This is a genomic window from Rhodococcus sp. B7740 (assembly GCF_000954115.1).
Classification (GTDB): domain Bacteria; phylum Actinomycetota; class Actinomycetes; order Mycobacteriales; family Mycobacteriaceae; genus Rhodococcoides.
In genome coordinates this window covers 4,389,220-4,404,488 of the sequence record NZ_CP010797.1, presented here as the reverse complement: position 1 = coordinate 4,404,488, position 15,269 = coordinate 4,389,220, and the positions used below count along the sequence as shown (strand labels likewise).

At 64.8% G+C, this 15,269-nt stretch carries 16 protein-coding genes; 2 read left to right on the top strand and 14 right to left on the bottom strand.

What is annotated here, in order from left to right:
- Window positions 1-30: 30 nt before the first annotated feature.
- Window positions 31-882 (bottom strand): IS21-like element helper ATPase IstB, encoded by an 852-nt coding sequence (istB, locus tag NY08_RS20440; RefSeq protein ID WP_045194497.1) that lies wholly within the window; start codon window positions 880-882, stop codon window positions 31-33.
- Window positions 879-2,270, bottom strand: a complete 1,392-nt coding sequence (locus tag NY08_RS20435; protein WP_045194499.1) for a Mu transposase domain-containing protein — start codon at window positions 2,268-2,270, stop codon at window positions 879-881. Before NY08_RS20435 ends, istB begins: the two co-directional genes overlap by 4 nt.
- Before the next feature lie 869 nt (window positions 2,271-3,139).
- Here NY08_RS20435 and NY08_RS20425 point away from each other — a divergent pair.
- On the top strand, window positions 3,140-3,898 hold the full coding sequence (locus NY08_RS20425) for a hypothetical protein (protein WP_045198443.1): 759 nt from the start codon (window positions 3,140-3,142) through the stop codon (window positions 3,896-3,898).
- Window positions 3,899-4,037: 139 nt separating this feature from the next.
- Here the strand turns inward: NY08_RS20425 and NY08_RS25305 are convergent, their stop codons facing one another.
- The 8 genes from NY08_RS25305 to ssd all read right to left on the bottom strand — a co-directional run bounded on the left by NY08_RS25305 (window position 4,038) and on the right by ssd (window position 9,281).
- Entirely contained in the window at window positions 4,038-4,379 is a 342-nt protein-coding gene (locus NY08_RS25305) for a hypothetical protein (RefSeq protein WP_144407405.1), read from the bottom strand.
- A 296-nt stretch (window positions 4,380-4,675) separates the two neighbouring features.
- The gene (locus NY08_RS20415) at window positions 4,676-5,041 is read right to left on the bottom strand and encodes an Rv3654c family TadE-like protein (protein ID WP_045198441.1); all 366 of its coding nucleotides are present in this window, start codon (window positions 5,039-5,041) and stop codon (window positions 4,676-4,678) included.
- Window positions 5,038-5,349 (bottom strand): TadE family type IV pilus minor pilin, encoded by a 312-nt coding sequence (locus NY08_RS20410; RefSeq protein WP_045198440.1) that lies wholly within the window; start codon window positions 5,347-5,349, stop codon window positions 5,038-5,040. Before NY08_RS20410 ends, NY08_RS20415 begins: the two co-directional genes overlap by 4 nt.
- 23 nt (window positions 5,350-5,372) lie before the next feature.
- Window positions 5,373-5,576, bottom strand: a complete 204-nt coding sequence (locus NY08_RS20405; protein ID WP_032395244.1) for a DUF4244 domain-containing protein — start codon at window positions 5,574-5,576, stop codon at window positions 5,373-5,375.
- Between the two features lie 63 nt (window positions 5,577-5,639).
- Complete coding sequence (locus tag NY08_RS20400; protein ID WP_082074064.1) at window positions 5,640-6,212, bottom strand: type II secretion system F family protein; 573 nt, start codon at window positions 6,210-6,212, stop codon at window positions 5,640-5,642.
- Window positions 6,209-6,988 (bottom strand): type II secretion system F family protein, encoded by a 780-nt coding sequence (locus NY08_RS20395; RefSeq protein WP_045198438.1) that lies wholly within the window; start codon window positions 6,986-6,988, stop codon window positions 6,209-6,211. Before NY08_RS20395 ends, NY08_RS20400 begins: the two co-directional genes overlap by 4 nt.
- Complete coding sequence (locus NY08_RS20390; RefSeq protein WP_045198437.1) at window positions 6,985-8,169, bottom strand: TadA family conjugal transfer-associated ATPase; 1,185 nt, start codon at window positions 8,167-8,169, stop codon at window positions 6,985-6,987. Before NY08_RS20390 ends, NY08_RS20395 begins: the two co-directional genes overlap by 4 nt.
- Window positions 8,166-9,281: a septum site-determining protein Ssd gene (ssd, locus tag NY08_RS20385; protein WP_082073899.1), complete on the bottom strand. Its 1,116-nt coding sequence runs from the start codon at window positions 9,279-9,281 to the stop codon at window positions 8,166-8,168. Before ssd ends, NY08_RS20390 begins: the two co-directional genes overlap by 4 nt.
- A gap of 334 nt (window positions 9,282-9,615) precedes the next feature.
- On the opposite strand from ssd, the gene NY08_RS20380 reads away from it, so the two are divergent.
- Complete coding sequence (locus NY08_RS20380; protein ID WP_230596757.1) at window positions 9,616-10,461, top strand: HAD family hydrolase; 846 nt, start codon at window positions 9,616-9,618, stop codon at window positions 10,459-10,461.
- Between the two features lie 441 nt (window positions 10,462-10,902).
- Here NY08_RS20380 and NY08_RS20375 read toward each other — a convergent pair whose 3' ends face one another.
- The 4 genes from NY08_RS20375 to NY08_RS20360 are packed head-to-tail and all read right to left on the bottom strand — an operon-like array spanning window position 10,903 to window position 15,219.
- Entirely contained in the window at window positions 10,903-11,649 is a 747-nt protein-coding gene (locus NY08_RS20375; RefSeq protein WP_032395248.1) for a hypothetical protein, read from the bottom strand.
- 40 nt (window positions 11,650-11,689) lie between these two features.
- Window positions 11,690-13,363, bottom strand: coding sequence for an ABC transporter ATP-binding protein (locus tag NY08_RS20370; protein ID WP_045198433.1), 1,674 nt, complete (start codon window positions 13,361-13,363; stop codon window positions 11,690-11,692).
- Between the two features lies 1 nt (window position 13,364).
- Complete coding sequence (locus NY08_RS20365) at window positions 13,365-14,303, bottom strand: ABC transporter permease (protein WP_144407404.1); 939 nt, start codon at window positions 14,301-14,303, stop codon at window positions 13,365-13,367.
- Entirely contained in the window at window positions 14,296-15,219 is a 924-nt protein-coding gene (locus NY08_RS20360) for an ABC transporter permease (protein ID WP_045198431.1), read from the bottom strand. Before NY08_RS20360 ends, NY08_RS20365 begins: the two co-directional genes overlap by 8 nt.
- Between the last annotated feature and the right edge of the window lie 50 nt (window positions 15,220-15,269).

The window sequence follows — 15,269 nt, the reverse complement described above, 5'->3', positions numbered from 1 at the left end:
TCACCGAAATTCCCCACTCGTGAGCGAACTTCACTGTAGTGGTTGGCGGGTTCCTGTGGTGGCTTTGCGGAGCTTCTCCGATCTGGCGTTGTGGTCTCGGAGACGGTAGGAATCACCGTCGAGGTTGAGCACGACGGATCGATGCAGAAGCCGGTCGAGCATGGCTGCTGCGACGGTGTTGTCACCGAGCACTTCACCCCACGATCCCACGCCACGGTTGGTGGTCATCACGATCGACGTCTTCATATACCGTTGCGAGACAACCTGAAACAACGCCGACGCTGCCTCGCCGGGCAACGGTAGGTAGCCGAGTTCATCAACGACGAGAAGTGTCGGTCCAGCGTAGAACCGCATCGTCGTAGCCCACCTTCCTTCGAGAGCGGCTCGATGACAGCGGGCAGCGAGATCAGCTGCGGTGGTGAAATACGTTCGATAGCCGGCATGAGCTGCGGCACGCGCCAGCCCGACCGACAGATGCGTTTTGCCGACCCCGGGCGGGCCGATGAGCAGCACATTCGTCGCTGTCTCCAAGTATCGGCAGGTCGCCAACTCCTCGATCAACTTCCTGTCGACACCAGCGGCTGCGTCGTAGTCGAAGTCCTCGAGCGATGCCGGTGTCGGCAGGCACGCGAATCGGAGTCTGCCGTTCAGTCGGCGGGCTTCGGTGGCCTCGACCTCGATCGAGAGCAACCGGTCCAACGCCGCGGTCATCGACAGTTCTTCGGCGGCTGCTTGATCGAGGACCGACGGCAGCGCTTCGGCGGCGTCGTGAAGTTTCAGGACAGCGAGATGCCCCCGCAGGCGTTGGTAAAGGCTGGCTGCAGCGGCGGTGTTCGGGGCCGGTAACCGGTCGGCGTTCGTGGCAGCTTTCTGGTCGGTCATGACAGGGTGTTCCTTCCGTGTGCGGCGCGTTCATAGATCGACAGGTCGTAGATAATCGCTCCTGCGGTATCGGATTCGGTTGCGTGACTGTCGTTTTCCGATCTGTCCGCTGCGTCGGGATATGTTGCACTGGTTGTTGTTCGGAGCTTCTCTGCAGCGGCGAGTGCGTCCGGTCCGGGCGGAATACGTTCCTTGCGGCGGTGCGGACGTCCGGTGTTCGCGCCGGCCATCGCTGCTTGCTCGAGGGCGTAGATGTGGCCGTGATCGCGGACCATCGCCCCGGTCCCATCGGCCGCCAGCCGGTGCCGGGCGATGGCGATACCCGAGGTGGTGACGATGTCGATGACGTCGGTCCCGAGAACGTGGGTGACGGTGACCTGCGCGGACGCGAGCTCGGGCGGCACTGAGTAGCGGTTGCCGCGGTAGGACACCAACGCCTGCCGGGATACGACTCGATGAGTGGACAGGATCGCGGGATACGCGGACGGCGGCATCGGATGCAGTCCTTCGGCGGTGGCGATCGTCGCTACCGAAGTTTTGCCGTCCTTCGTCGGCCGCAAGCGAGTATCGCCGCGCAGACTGCAGAACCGATCGAGGCTCGCTTGGGCTTGCTCGACGCTCAGATCGTCGGAGAGATTTCGCCACCACCGCTGCGCTGCAGTGTGATTGGACTTCTCCACTGCACCTTTGCGGTTGCCGCGCCTCGGTGGGCAGATCGCAACGGAGACACCGTAATGTTTCGCGACGCCGGTGAAGCTGGCGGTGACCCGGCCGGACTCGGGGTGGCAGACTGTGGCCATTCGGTCGAACCGCCAGACTCGGCTGATCCCGCCGAGGCCTCGGCAGATCCGGTCGAGTCCGTCGACGACATGTGGTTGGGTCATGTTCGGTGCGAGGACGCCGCGCCATTTGCCCGAACACGCCAGAGTTCCGACGAACAGGTGGGCCATCGATCCCCAGCCCCACGAGGCGGGTGGGTTGGGTAGATCGACCCAATCCCATTGTGTCTCTTCCCCTGGCGGGTGTTCGATGACCGCGTTGGGTCTTTCGGTGGCCGTCAGGCACGCTTGGCAGATCGGCCGGAGTTTGAGTTCGCGGATCTTGCGGTGCAGCGTTTGATACGACATCAGATAGCCGAGGTCCTCGAGTTCGTCGCAGAGCGTGCGGACCCACAGGTGTGGGTCGTCGATCAGACGTGCAGTGACGTAGGCGAGGAACACCTCGAATGGGTCCGGTGCGCTGCGTTTACGCACCCCGGGAGTGGTGGTGCCGTTCAGGTACGACCTGATGGTCTTGCGGTCGCGGCCGGTGTGACGCGCGATGTCCGCGATCTTCCAGCCTCGTTTGTGCAAGGCGTTGATTTCCACATCTTCCTCCTGTGTAAGCATGAGGAGCGGGTCTCCTTCGGATAGCTGGTGCGTGGTCAGAGACCATCAGCTTCGTTGGAGACCCGCCCTCGTTGGCGGTGCCACACGGGTGGGGAATTTCGATGAGCGCTAGTGGGGAATTTCGATGAGCGCCGTCAAACGTTGCCCTCGGCTACACCGGTCGGATGGGAATTGGTATCTACAGTGTCGTGTACGGTCACGACACAATCTCGCAGTACACAGGGATGGAAGTGGGATACCTCGGGCGTGGAGCGTCAGCGAAGTTCCGGGCTGGCAAACAACCCGGGTTTGCGGTGCTTGAGGTCGACGGCGACCGCGTAACGCCTACAGCGGTGCCCATCACGAACGACATGTTCGAGTTCGACGGTGGCGTGTGGGGGCTCTAGCGATGATGGCCGCCTGAGCGTTTGAGCAGCCAGTTCAAGGACGTTGATCCCGGACCGGTTCAGTCGGTCGTGCGTGAACGGAAATGTCCGACTTCACCCGTATATTGCTCCGGTGGACGTTGAGCTGTGGACAGCAGCAATCGGTGGAGTCGCGGGCTTGGCGACAGGTGCAATCTCGGCACTTGCCGCCCCTTGGGCGAAGTGGTCCGTCGACAAGAAACGAATCAGGCTAGAGCACCGCTACGGACTGCTGACTTCATGGCGGGACGGCTTGGCCGAATACCGCCTAGCTCACTATCAGTTGCCGAGCCAAGGTTGGTATCAACAGCTCCGTCCGTACCTCACCCCATCTGGTGTAGCCAGCGCTGAGGCACCACACGTCCCGACAATGACAGACGCGGCACACCAGGCCCGCTTGCAAGCTGTTGCATCGACACTCGCAGACGAGATCAAACGAATCGAATCTGAGTGGAAGTTGGACAAGTGATTCAGCAGTGGCTGTCGCAGGAGCCTCCGGAAATTGTCGTCCCGGTGCCGACCGTCGTCGTCGAGCCGCAGGTGGTCATTCCGACGGAACTCCTCGAACGTTTGACCCCGCCCAGCCCCGGCCTAGTGGCCGCAGCGGATGCAACTCTGATTGCCGGTGGGCTCACACTCGGCGCGGCGATTCTCGCCTTGATCGGTGTCTTCTACGTTCAATCGCGGACTCGGAAGAATGTCGAGCGGCAGATCGAAGCGGAACGCGACAAGCACGAGCGAAGCGAGCGAATGGCAGCCCTTGTAGCTGCCGTTGAAGTGCTTGAGGAAGCGAAATTGCTCGTCGTGGCATACCAACGCGCTAGTTCGAGAAGGACCTTGGAAGACGTAAAAGACGCCGAGTCAAAGCTAAACGCAAACCGTCAACAACGGTTGGTGTCCGCGACACGGATTCGGCTGCACGGTATGACCGCCTCGTACGGCAAGGCAATGCGTGCTCACTTGGCAGTCGATAAGACCAAGCGCGCAGTCGGGACGGACCAAGCCGCAGGGGTTGGTACAGCCATGGTGGGCGCAATCGCCACGGCTGTTGATGCGTTCATAGCCGAGATGAGTACCGAATCAGTCGCTCCTCCAACGAAGGCCATGCCACAGCCGCCAAAGACATCTCCTGCGGAGACGGTTGCGCCAGATCCTAATTCTCCGCCACCTTCAACGGTGTCGCCGACTCCCGACCCCTCGCAGGCAAAGCCTCAGCCGAGTTAATCCATGCGGGAAATACCGCTGATTGCACTCTGCCATCCCAAAACTGCTCCCTGCGGGTTCAGCTGCTCGGTCAGCGTCTCGAGATCCCCGAGGTTCAGCTTCACGTTCGGCTCCTTCGCGTCATCCTCGAAGGTCCACGTCAGCTCGACACCCATGTCCGAAGCCAGATGTTGCGCTGCTCTGTGGTCTGACGCTCCCACCACTGAGAGAACAGCTCACCGGTCGCTTGCCACGTCCAGCCTGCCGCCTTCGTCTCGGCCTTCGACAACTCCTCCTGCCGAGCAGCAAGCTCGGCTATGCGCTGGTCCAGCTTGATCCTCTGCGGAGTGCCGGCCTTGAATGGCCCGGTACCGAGCTGCTCGACGAGGTCGGTCAGGGTCGAGTCCAGCTCGGCCAGCTCTGCCGAGTGATCCGATCCCGAGTCCCAGACTCGTTCTTTCCGCTCGGACGCACCGAGCATCGTCAGCAAGACCGACTCCACGACTTTGTCAGTGAAGTCCTCCCGCATCGTCCGGTTCCCGCACGTCGACTAGTATCGAGCCGACGCACCGGTAACGCACAGCGCGCCGGTGCCTCTTTTAAGTCGGGACATGGGTCTTCCACGCACTCCGCACTTGATGACCTGGAGTAGCAGCGACTGAGACCGCTTCGTCGGCTCTTTGCGGTTCTCACGGTTGCCAAGTTCGGCTTGCACCCGCTGGAATATAGGCATCGTCAAGTTCCGTTCGGCTCGGACGATCGGGACGATTTAGCGGCAAGTGACAAACGAGCCCGCCCTCACCCCGGACCCGCCCGCGCCGAGGCGATGGCGTCGGACATTCCGAAGCGACCGAGGAACACCGGTTGGCCCACCGTGACGATCACGTCCCACTCGTCGATCGTGCACTCCCGCAACTGGGTACCCATGCGCACCGCCAACTCCCGCGCCGTCTCGCACGCATCGGCCACCCCACGATCGAGAGCCCCCGCACCCGCCAGCGCCGCGAGATCGGCCGCCGACTGGGCCTGATGGCGAGCACCCACCGCCGAGCCGACATGGATCACCATCACAACGACGGCGATCAACGCCGACATCGCCAGCGCCGCCAACACCGTCGCCCCGCCCTCGTCGTCTTGTAGCGCCCTCCGGAAAGCGGGCCTCATTCCGCTGCAACCGGTTCCGCAGCAGCAACCGCCTCAGCCGACAATGTCAACCCCGGCAGCGGACTCTCCACCTCCACCCGCGCGACGAAGAACTCACCGTCCTCGGTCACCGTCACCCGAGCGCCGTCGGGCCCGACCCGTTGCCCCACCGAGACAGCCTGCGCACCATCACCTCTGGCCGCCAACCGAGCAGCTTCTCTGGCGGCATCGACGCACCCGATGTGCATCGTCACCGACACGATCGCCCCGATACACACCACGATCACCGCGACGATGGACGCGATCGCGAACGCCGCCTCCACCGTCACGGCCCCGTCGTCATCGCCGAAAATCAGACGGCAGTGTTCAACGCTCGATCGATGATCCCCGTCAACGCCGTCACGATGCTGTTGCCGGTCACCACCGTGTACAACACCGCCCCGAACGCCGCGGCTGCGATCGTGCCGATGGCGTACTCCGCGGTCGACATGCCGTCGTCCTCCACGCCGAACAGCATGATTCGAGTCTTCAACTCCTGCAGTGCATTCTCGATCATCTCGATTCCCCTCCCTGTTCTCCGATGCAGCATCTCCGCATCGGACACTCGAGTGCGCGGCGGTCACAGCAGACCGCCGCCCAGTACGTTGCCCGCCAGTCCGATCACCACGGGGATGATGCCGAGGCAGATGAAGGCAGGCAGAAAGCACAGCCCCAGTGGCCCGCTGATCAGCACACCGGCGCGCTCGGCGGCAGCAGCCGATGCGTCTTCGGCCCGGGTTCGTTGGGTCGCAGCGAGTTCCGTCATCGCCGACGCCATGGACGACCCGGCTCGGGCAGATCGCCGTGCCATCCTCGCCAGAGCCTCGGTCTCCGGATCCTGCGCGACGGCGTCCCACGCTGTGGTGGCGTCGGCTCCGAGTTCGAGCAGATCGGCGGCCTTGCGCAACGCGACACCGAACGAGATCGGAGCGGAATGTGCCGCTGCCGCAGCGGCAGTCGCCACGGGAAGGCCCGAACGTAGGCACGCTGCGAGCAGATCGAAGGTCGTGGCCACCGCGAGCGGGTCGGGGGCCGGCGCATCGTCGGCGTCGGCATTCGCACGACCGTCGGGTGCCAGCCTGTGCAATCCGCTCGCGACCGTGGGCAGCGTGATAAGTGCCGATGCCAGACAGAGCAGCGTTGCCCACATCAGGTCGTCACCTTGCCGGTGATCGCGTCGGTCCACAGCAGTCCCGCGCAGCCCAGGGCCGTGCCGATGAGCAGCAGCATTCCGCCGAGCCCGCCGCCGAGCAGGATCTGCAGTGGATTGGCTCCCATCAGCTGACCGAGCGCGACTCCGAGGATCGGTAGACCGGCCAGGACCAGCGCGGTGGCGCGGGCTCCGGCGAGCGCTGCGTCCGTTCGTTCGCGAAACCGTCTACGCCCCAGCATGTCCTCACGGGTGGCGTCGAGCAGTTCGGCGAGCGCGAGTCCGTACTCATCCGCCACCCGCCACGCTGCGGCCAATCGGGCCAGCTCCGCGTCCAGCAACGAATCGGACGCAGCGATACCGTCGGCAGCCCTACCGCCCAGCCGGGCCCGCGACGCCGCGCCGCGCAGTGCCGTCGACGCGATGCCGCCGCACTCGTCGGCCGCAACCGCGCTGGCCGTGGCGGGATGGGATCCGACGCGGAGCTCGCCGATGACCACCTCGACTCCGGTTGCGAGCCAGTTCAATTCCTCGGCCCGCCGATCGCGTTCGAGTCTCCGACGGAAACGCCGCCATCCGGTGCCACCCGCCACCGCCGCCGCGCTCACGGCCCAGAACCCGCCGAACCACCACACCGTCCCTGCCACGACGAGAGCGCAGCCGGTCGGCATCAGCCATCGCGGCGCGCTCGACGCCGTTCGTGCCTCCCGGGGCAGCCGACGAAAGCTGCTCGGCCACAGTATGACTGCTGCAGCGAGGACCACGAGCGCGGCCGTCATCGGTTGTCACCGCAGCGGCGATCGAGCAGTTCGAGGAGTCGACCTCGACCCGGCGTCGCGTCGGCAGCCGCCGACCAGGCCGGAGCGATGTGCACACGCCCGGTGGGATCGACGTCGACCACTCCGATCTCACGCAGTCGTCGGGTACCGTCGGCGCTGCGGTGGACGTGCAACACCACCTGGACCGCCGCGGCGAGTTGGCTGTGCAGCGCGTCTCGACCCATTCCGCCCAGTGCGGCAAGGGCTTCGAGCCGGGCGGGCACCTCCGCCGGGGAGTTCGCGTGGATGGTTCCGGCTCCGCCGTCGTGACCTGTGTTGAGCGCCGTCATCAGGTCGATCACCTCGGCCCCGCGCACCTCACCGACCACGAGACGATCGGGTCGCATTCGCAAGGCCTGACGCACCAGCTGCCGCACCGACACCTCGCCGACGCCTTCGACGTTGGGTGCGCGGGCCACGAGACGAACAACGTGCGGATGGGCCGGTGCCAGCTCGGCCGCGTCCTCGACACAGACGATCCGTTCGGACGGATTCACTTCGCCCAGCAGCGCAGCAAGAAGGGTCGTCTTCCCTGCCCCGGTACCGCCGACGACCAAGAAAGCCAAGCGACCGAACACGATTCGACGCAGTAACTCGTACCCGTCCTCGGTCACGGCTCCCGATGCACGGAGAGCGGAGAGTCCCTGCGTCGCGGGTCGCAGCACCCGGAGCGACACGCACGTTCCTCCGCTCGCCACCGGTGCCAGCACAGCGTGCAGGCGGACGCCGAACGCTCCCTGCCCGACGCCGGGCAGTCGACCGTCGACCCAGGGCTGCGCGTCGTCGAGACGACGGCCGGCCGAGAGGGCGAGCCGTTGCGCGAGCCGGCGAACGGCAGCCTCGTCGACGAAACGAACTCCGGTGCGCTCGAGTCCGCGCCCACGATCGATCCACACCTGATCCGGTGCGGTGACCAGAACGTCGGTCACTCCCGGTTCGGACAGCAGCGGCTCCAACGGCCCCGCGCCGGTCAGCTCGGTTTGCAGAACCCTCAGGGCCGCAAGCATATCGGTGTCGCCGATGACCCCGCCTGCTTCCGCTCGAATGGCTGCGGCGACGGTGGCGGGAACCGGAGCGTCGGCCGATGCAGCCAAACGATCGCGGACGCGGTCGAGCAGATCCGCGGTGACGACGGCGCTCATGCCGCCCTCCGCTGCCCACCGGGCTTGTGCGCGAACGTATCGAGCACGGTGTCGGCTGCTGCGGCCAGCGGCGAACGACGGCCCAGCACCAGACCTCCTCGTTCGAGGCGCTCGGCCAGTGCAGGCTCGGCACGCATCGACGTCAACAGCGGAAGCCCGAGGGCGACGGCGATGTCGTCGGCCCTCAGCCCACCCGGAGCCGGCCCGCGAACGACCAGTCCGACATTGGCATTTCGATCCACCACGTGCGCGGCCACCGCCTCGGCCGACGTCACGGCGCGCAGCTCGGCCGGAAGTACCAGCGTGACGAGGTCCGCCGCGGCATACAGAGCGTCGGAGACGTCGCTGGGATGACGCGGGGCGTCGCACACCACGAGATCGCCCGCTGCGCGTCCTGCATCGAGTACAGCCGCCACTGCGACGGCAGAGAGTCCGATACCTCGGCCGTCGGCTCGGCCCAGTGCCAGCACCGACAATCCGGAGCGGGAGGGCAGGGCCCCGTGCAGAGCGTCGGCGGAGACTCGGCCGCCCTCGACGACCAAGCCGGACCACCGCAGACCTGGAGCCTTCTCCCAACCGAGCAGCAGGTCCAGGCCGCTGCCGTACCGGTCGCCCTCGACCACGAGGGCACGTCGACCCGAACGGCTGCTGCACAGTCCGAGTGCGGCCGCGAAAGTGGATGCGCCCGCGCCACCGCGAGCGCCGACCACAGCGATCACGCCGCCGTCTCCGGATGGTGCCGACGCGGGTTCGCCGAGTATCCGCACGAGTGCGTCCTCGTCCCACGGCAGGGCGATCACATGCTCGGCACCGAGCGATGTGGCGATTCGCCAATCGTCGAGCGTCGGCGGTGCGGACGTGACCAGAATGACGCCCGCTCGTCTCGGAAATCCCGTCGACAGTGCCGTCTCTGCGGACGCGAAGTCGACCAAAATAATTCCGCAACGGTCCCACATCGAACGTGTCGAGCCGATACCGACCAGTAAGTTCTGCTCTTCCACAACACAATCCGCGGCCGCGGCGATTCGGTAGACATCCTCGCGCAGTCCGCGAAGTTCGATCGACATCGTCACTGCCGGGTGCGTGGTCCGCTGCCGCGAGTCCGTTTCCATGCGCCAAGCGTGCGTGAGAATCTGCTCGAGATGCGCGCGACTTGGGGAAATGTGGATAGATTCGGGCCTGTGGATGAATACCGGTACTGCTGTACCAGTTTTCGCCCTACCCCGGAAAAGAGGACGACCCTCGCCAGGGGGGGAGGAGGCGAGGGTCGTCTGGTTCAGCCCCGGGGGGTCGGGCTGAACACCGCCCGGAATGAACCGGGCTCGTAGAAAATACTACACCCGTGGACGTCCTTGTTTGCAAGTTCAACCGTCGGCTTTTCTCGACCGCGTCGAACCGAGTCCGCCAGTGGCACCGCGCAACATCCAACGGTCACCACCGGCCACTATGGTGACAAACGTGACCCAGAGCGCGAGCAACGACGACGTCCCGGCCGGCCGACGCACAGCGCGCGTCGCGGCATTCTTCGACCTCGACAAGACGATCATCGCCAAGTCCAGCACTTTGGCATTCAGCAAGCCGTTCTTCGACCAAGGACTCATCAACCGGCGCGCCGTTCTCAAGAGCAGCTACGCGCAATTTCTGTTCCTGCTGTCCGGAGCCGATCACGACCAGATGGAGCGCATGCGCGCGCACATCGCGAGCATGACCGCAGGCTGGGACGTCGAACAGGTGCGAGCAATCGTCGCCGAAACGCTGCACAACATCGTCGACCCCCTCGTGTTCGCCGAAGCCGCCGATCTCATCGCCGACCACAAGCTCCGTGGACACGACGTCGTGGTCGTCTCGGCGTCCGGTGACGAGATCGTGCGCCCCATCGCCGAGCTGCTGGGGGCCGATCACAGCATGGCGACGACGATGGTGACCGTGGAGGGCAAGTACATCGGCGAGGTCGACTTCTACTGCTACGGCGAGGGCAAGGTCGACGCCATGAACTCCCTGGCCGCGCAACATGATTACGACTTGGCGTCGAGCTACGCGTACTCGGATTCGATCACCGACGTGCCGATGCTGCGCGCAGTCGGGCATCCCACGGCCGTCAACCCCGATCGTGCACTGCGCAAGGAAGCAGCCTCCCGCGGATGGCCGATTCTCACCTTCTCCAACCCGGTCTCGCTGCGATCACGAATCCAGACCCCGTCGGGCAAGACCGTAGCAGCAAGCGCCGCAGCAGGTTTCAGCGCTCTCGCGGCCGGCGCGATCACCTACGGACTGCTCCGAAGAAAAAGATGACGTCCAACCCCTTGATGTGAGGAGCGTCACGGGGTACAAATGACGTACGGAAGAACGGAAGGCCAAGAACGAATCGGAAGAGAAGATTCGCTCTCCCGACCGGGATTCCCAGCACGGACACCGGCACCCACGCGGAGCTTGCCACCTAATGGCAGAAGCGCTGTGGGCCTGCGACATTCGTCAGTGATCAGCAAGAACCCTGCACCGGTTGCAGGGATGACCTCATCACCGTCGAATTCTCGCCGAGGCCACGTGGTAGTCCATCACAGCCCACCTGTGCACGCTTGGTAACCAGGCGCTCCGTGCTAACGGGCGGCGACGTCGACGCAAGTCGGCATCGCCGCCCTTTTATATGCTCACTACTGCAGGCTCCGCTCGCGGCCCTTTTATATGCTCACTACTGCAGGCTCCGCTCGCCGCCCTTTTACGTGTGCACAACTCCTACTGAGCGGCTTCGGCAATCGAAGTCGCTTCTGCCGCACCGGCTTCGAATGCCCCGCAGCACAGGATCACCCAACTACCGACGCCGGTTGCCGTACCCTCCGCGAACCCCGTCGCGCCGTCTCGGTAGGCATTCGCCCGACGCATCCAGCTCACCTCCGGCACTCCCAGGTTGTGGGGGTCGAATCCCGACGACGCTGCCACCAGTCGCGATGCAGCCCGCGCAACGATGCCGTCGGCCGATCCGAAAGCTTTGAGCGTCAACAGTTCACCGTGGACCACCGCCGCGATCACCGGGGCCGGTGCCGACGTTCCACCGGTCACCAGCTGTGCGAGGAGGTCGAGTCGCTCGCCGACACCTGCATCGCTGCGGGGACGGCCGAGCTCGGAGGCGTCGTCGACGAGGTCGGCTGCGGCCAACAGGTGCAGTCGTGCGAGGGTCTGCAGCGGTGCGCGCTTCCACGTCGAGACCGTGTTCTGCAGCGCATCACCGTCGAGGGCGGCCGCGACTCGCAGCGCACCCGCCAGAATGGGGTCGCCTTCTTCGCCCTCGCGGGGGAAATCCATCGAACCGCCCTCGAGCGTCGACGACGAGCGAGCCGCACGGACCGCGGCCTCGGCGGCGGTGGCCGGCCATCCCCGACGATTGGCCTTGTGCCGATGCACCGCGCCCAGAGCGTCGCGCGCACGTTCGGCGGAGTCGAGAACTCCAGGTAGTTCCAGCAGTGGGGCGAGGGGGTCCGTCACGACAGACGACGGTACCCCCTCCCCCACTCGGCGTTGTCGCCTACTTCGCTCCTGCCGCCAACAGCTCGGCGCGCGCCTGACGACGCTTGGCCTGTTCGGCCGGGTCCGGCACCGGAACGGCCGCGAGCAACCGCTTGGTGTACTCGTTGGTCGGACGACGCAGAATCTGATCCGTCGTACCGAACTCGGCCAGCTTGCCCTTGTTCAACACCGCGATGCGCTTGGCCAGCACCTCCACGACAGCGAGGTCGTGACTGATGAACAGGCACGCGAACCCGTACTCGTGCTGGAGTTCCTTGAACAGCTCGAGTACCTTGGCCTGCACCGACACGTCGAGCGCAGACGTCGGTTCGTCGGCCACCAGCAGCGTCGGCTCCAGGGCGAGTGCCCGCGCGATACCGACTCGCTGACGTTGACCGCCGGACAGCTGGTGCGGGTAGCGATTGCGCATGGTCCGCGACAGGTGGACCCGGTCGAGCAGTTCCTCGACCTTGCGGTTCCGCTCTGCAGCACTGTGCTCGGTGTGCAACAGCATCGGCTCGGCAATCGACTGTCCGATCGGCCAGCGTGGGTTCAGCGACGAACCCGGATCCTGGAACACGATGCCGACCTTGCTGCGCACCGACCGCAGTTCACGATTGGACAGGTTGGTGATGTCGACCCCTGCGATCGACAACGACCCGCCGGTGAGCTTGTTCAGCCCCACCACGGCCTTGCCGATCGTGGACTTACCCGAGCCGGATTCACCGACGAGACCGACGACCTCACCCATCTCGATGTCGAGGCTGACCCCGTCGACGGCCCGGAACACGGTGCGGCCCGGATACTCGATGACACCGTCGACGATGCTCAGTGCCCGGGTCTCCTCGACGGCACTCGGCTCGGCGATCCTCCCGGCGGTCACGGCCTCGATGCTGCTGCCCAGGTGCGGAACCGAGGCGAGCAACTGTTGCGTGTACGGATGCGACGCGTTCTTGAAAATAGTTTGCGCAGCATCGGTTTCGACGATGACGCCGTCCTTCATCACCGCGATGCGATCGGCCATGTCGGCCACCACGCCCATGTCGTGGGTGATGAGCACGATCGACGCATCGATTCGGTTACGCAGGTCTCGCATCAGGTCGAGGATCTCGGCCTGCACCGTCACGTCCAGAGCCGTGGTCGGCTCGTCCGCGATCAGCAGGGACGGATCCGAGGACAGCGCCTGGGCGATCATGGCGCGCTGACGCTGACCACCGGAGAGCTGGTGCGGGTAGAAGTCGACCCGCGTCTCCGGATCCGGCATCTCGACGAGCTTCAGGAGTTCGACGGCCCGCGCCTTGGCTTCCTTCTTCGACAGCGAGGTGTGCGCGCGGATGGCCTCGGTGATCTGCCAGCCGATCGAGTACACCGGATTGAGCGCCGTCATCGGTTCCTGGAAGATCACCGCGACGTTCTTGCCGCGGATGGGTGCGAGCTGCTTCTCGGGTAGCCCGACCAGTTCTTTCTCGCCCAGCTTGATGCTGCCCGACACCCGCGAATTATCGGCCAGCAGGCCCGGGACGGCCATGGCGGTGGTCGACTTGCCGGATCCGGATTCACCGACGATGGCCAGCACCTCGCCGGAGGCGACGGTGAACGAGACGGTGTCGACCGCCTTGCGCCAGACCTTGTCGACCTCGAACTCGACCGTCAGATCGGTGACACTCAGAACGGTGTCCTTCGCAGTACTCATGTCAGTTCCGTTTCGGATCGAGTGCGTCACGGAGTGCGTCGCCGAGCATGATGAACGCCAGCACCGTGACGGAGAGGAACGCGGCCGGGAACAGCACCAGGTGCGGTGCCGTCAGGAACACGTTCTGACCGAGGTTGATCTGCAGGCCCCAGGAGATCTCGGGAGCTTGCAATCCGATTCCGAGGAAGGTCAGCGTCGCCTCGGCCGCGATGAACGTACCCACCGAGATGGTGGCGTAGATGATCACCGGAGCCAGAGCGTTGGGCAGGATGTGTCGCACCAATATGCGGTAGGTCGACGCCCCCAATGCCTGTGCAGCCTGGACGTATTCACTGTTCTTGATCGAGATCACCGATGATCGAACCAGTCGCATCGCCGTCATCCAGCCGAAGGCCACCAGGGCGAGCGAGACGGTGAAGATGGTGCGCTGGGCCGTGACGGTGAGCAGGATCAGGGCACCGAGCAGCAGCGGGATTCCGAAGAACACGTCGGTGAAGCGCGCCAGGATGCTGTCGGTGATTCCGCCGAAGTACCCGGCCAGAGCACCGATCAGGACGCCGATGATGAGCACACCGATGACCGAGAGCACACCGATCGACAGCGAGATCCGCGCACCGTAGATGACGTTGGCGTAGTAGTCGCAGCCCTGGACGTCGGTGCCGAACCAGTGTGCAGCGCTGGGACTCTGACGGGAATCGGACAGCGAGCACACGCGCGGATCGATGCCGCGGGCGAACAGCTGCGGGAACACCGCCATCACCAACAGCACCAACAGCAGGAAAGTGCCGATGATGAAGAACGGGCTCTTCCGCAGGAACTTCCACGCGTTGCCCCAGAGGCTGGCCTGACCGACCAACTCGACGGCTTCGCCGGTGATGACGTTGCCGGGCTGGCCCTCGTCTGCGGCGTGCTGAGCTGCGCTCGAATCTTCTTTATTCATAGCGAATCCTTGGATCGAGAACCGCGTAGAGAACGTCCACCACGAGGTTGAAGAAGATGTAGAAGAACACGAAGAGCGTGACGATGCCGACGACGACGGCACCTTCCTGACGGGCGAGACCGTCGTAGATCGCGCGGCCGAGACCTGGCAGGTTGAACACCGTCTCGGTCACGATGGCACCGCCCAGCAGGCCACCGACGTCGGCACCGATGAAGGTGACGACGGGAATCAGCGAGTTGCGCAGTGCGTGCCGAAAGATGATGCGCCGGTTGCTGATTCCCTTCGACTTCGCGGTGCGGATGTAGTCCGCGGCCATCGATTCGGCTACCGAGGTGCGCGTCAGACGAGCAACATAGGCCATCGACAGCGATGCGAGCACGAGGCCGGGGAGCAGGTAACTCGACCAGCCGTCGTTGATGCCCGAGATCGGGAAGAGCCCCAACTTGAGACCGAGAGTGAACTGGGCGATGAAGCCGAGAACGAACACGGGCACCGACACCAGCAGTGTCGTCGAGATGAGCACCAGGTTGTCGAAGAACGATCCGCGCTTGAGGGCGGCGAGCACGCCTGCGGCGATACCCATGATGGTCTCGATGACGACGGCCACGATGGTCAATCGGACCGTGACCGGAAGTGCCCGCTCGATGGTGTCGAGGACGGGGCGTCCGGAGAAATCGGTACCGAAGTCGCCCTGGAAGAAGCCGCCGATGTACTTGAAGTACTGCACGAAGAGGTTGTCGTCGAGGTTGAACTCGTCTCGCAGCTGGGCGACGACGCCGGGGGCGAGGGGACGATCTCCAGCGAGGGCGCGGATGGGATCACCCGGTAGCGCGTAGACCATCGCGAAGATCAAGAACGAGGAGCCGATCAGGACGGGAATCGTCAGCAGTAATCGGCGAGTGATGTAGCGACCCACTGTGTGTCTTCTCCTTGAACAAGGGACGAACCTGCGCCTCGGGTCTTGCC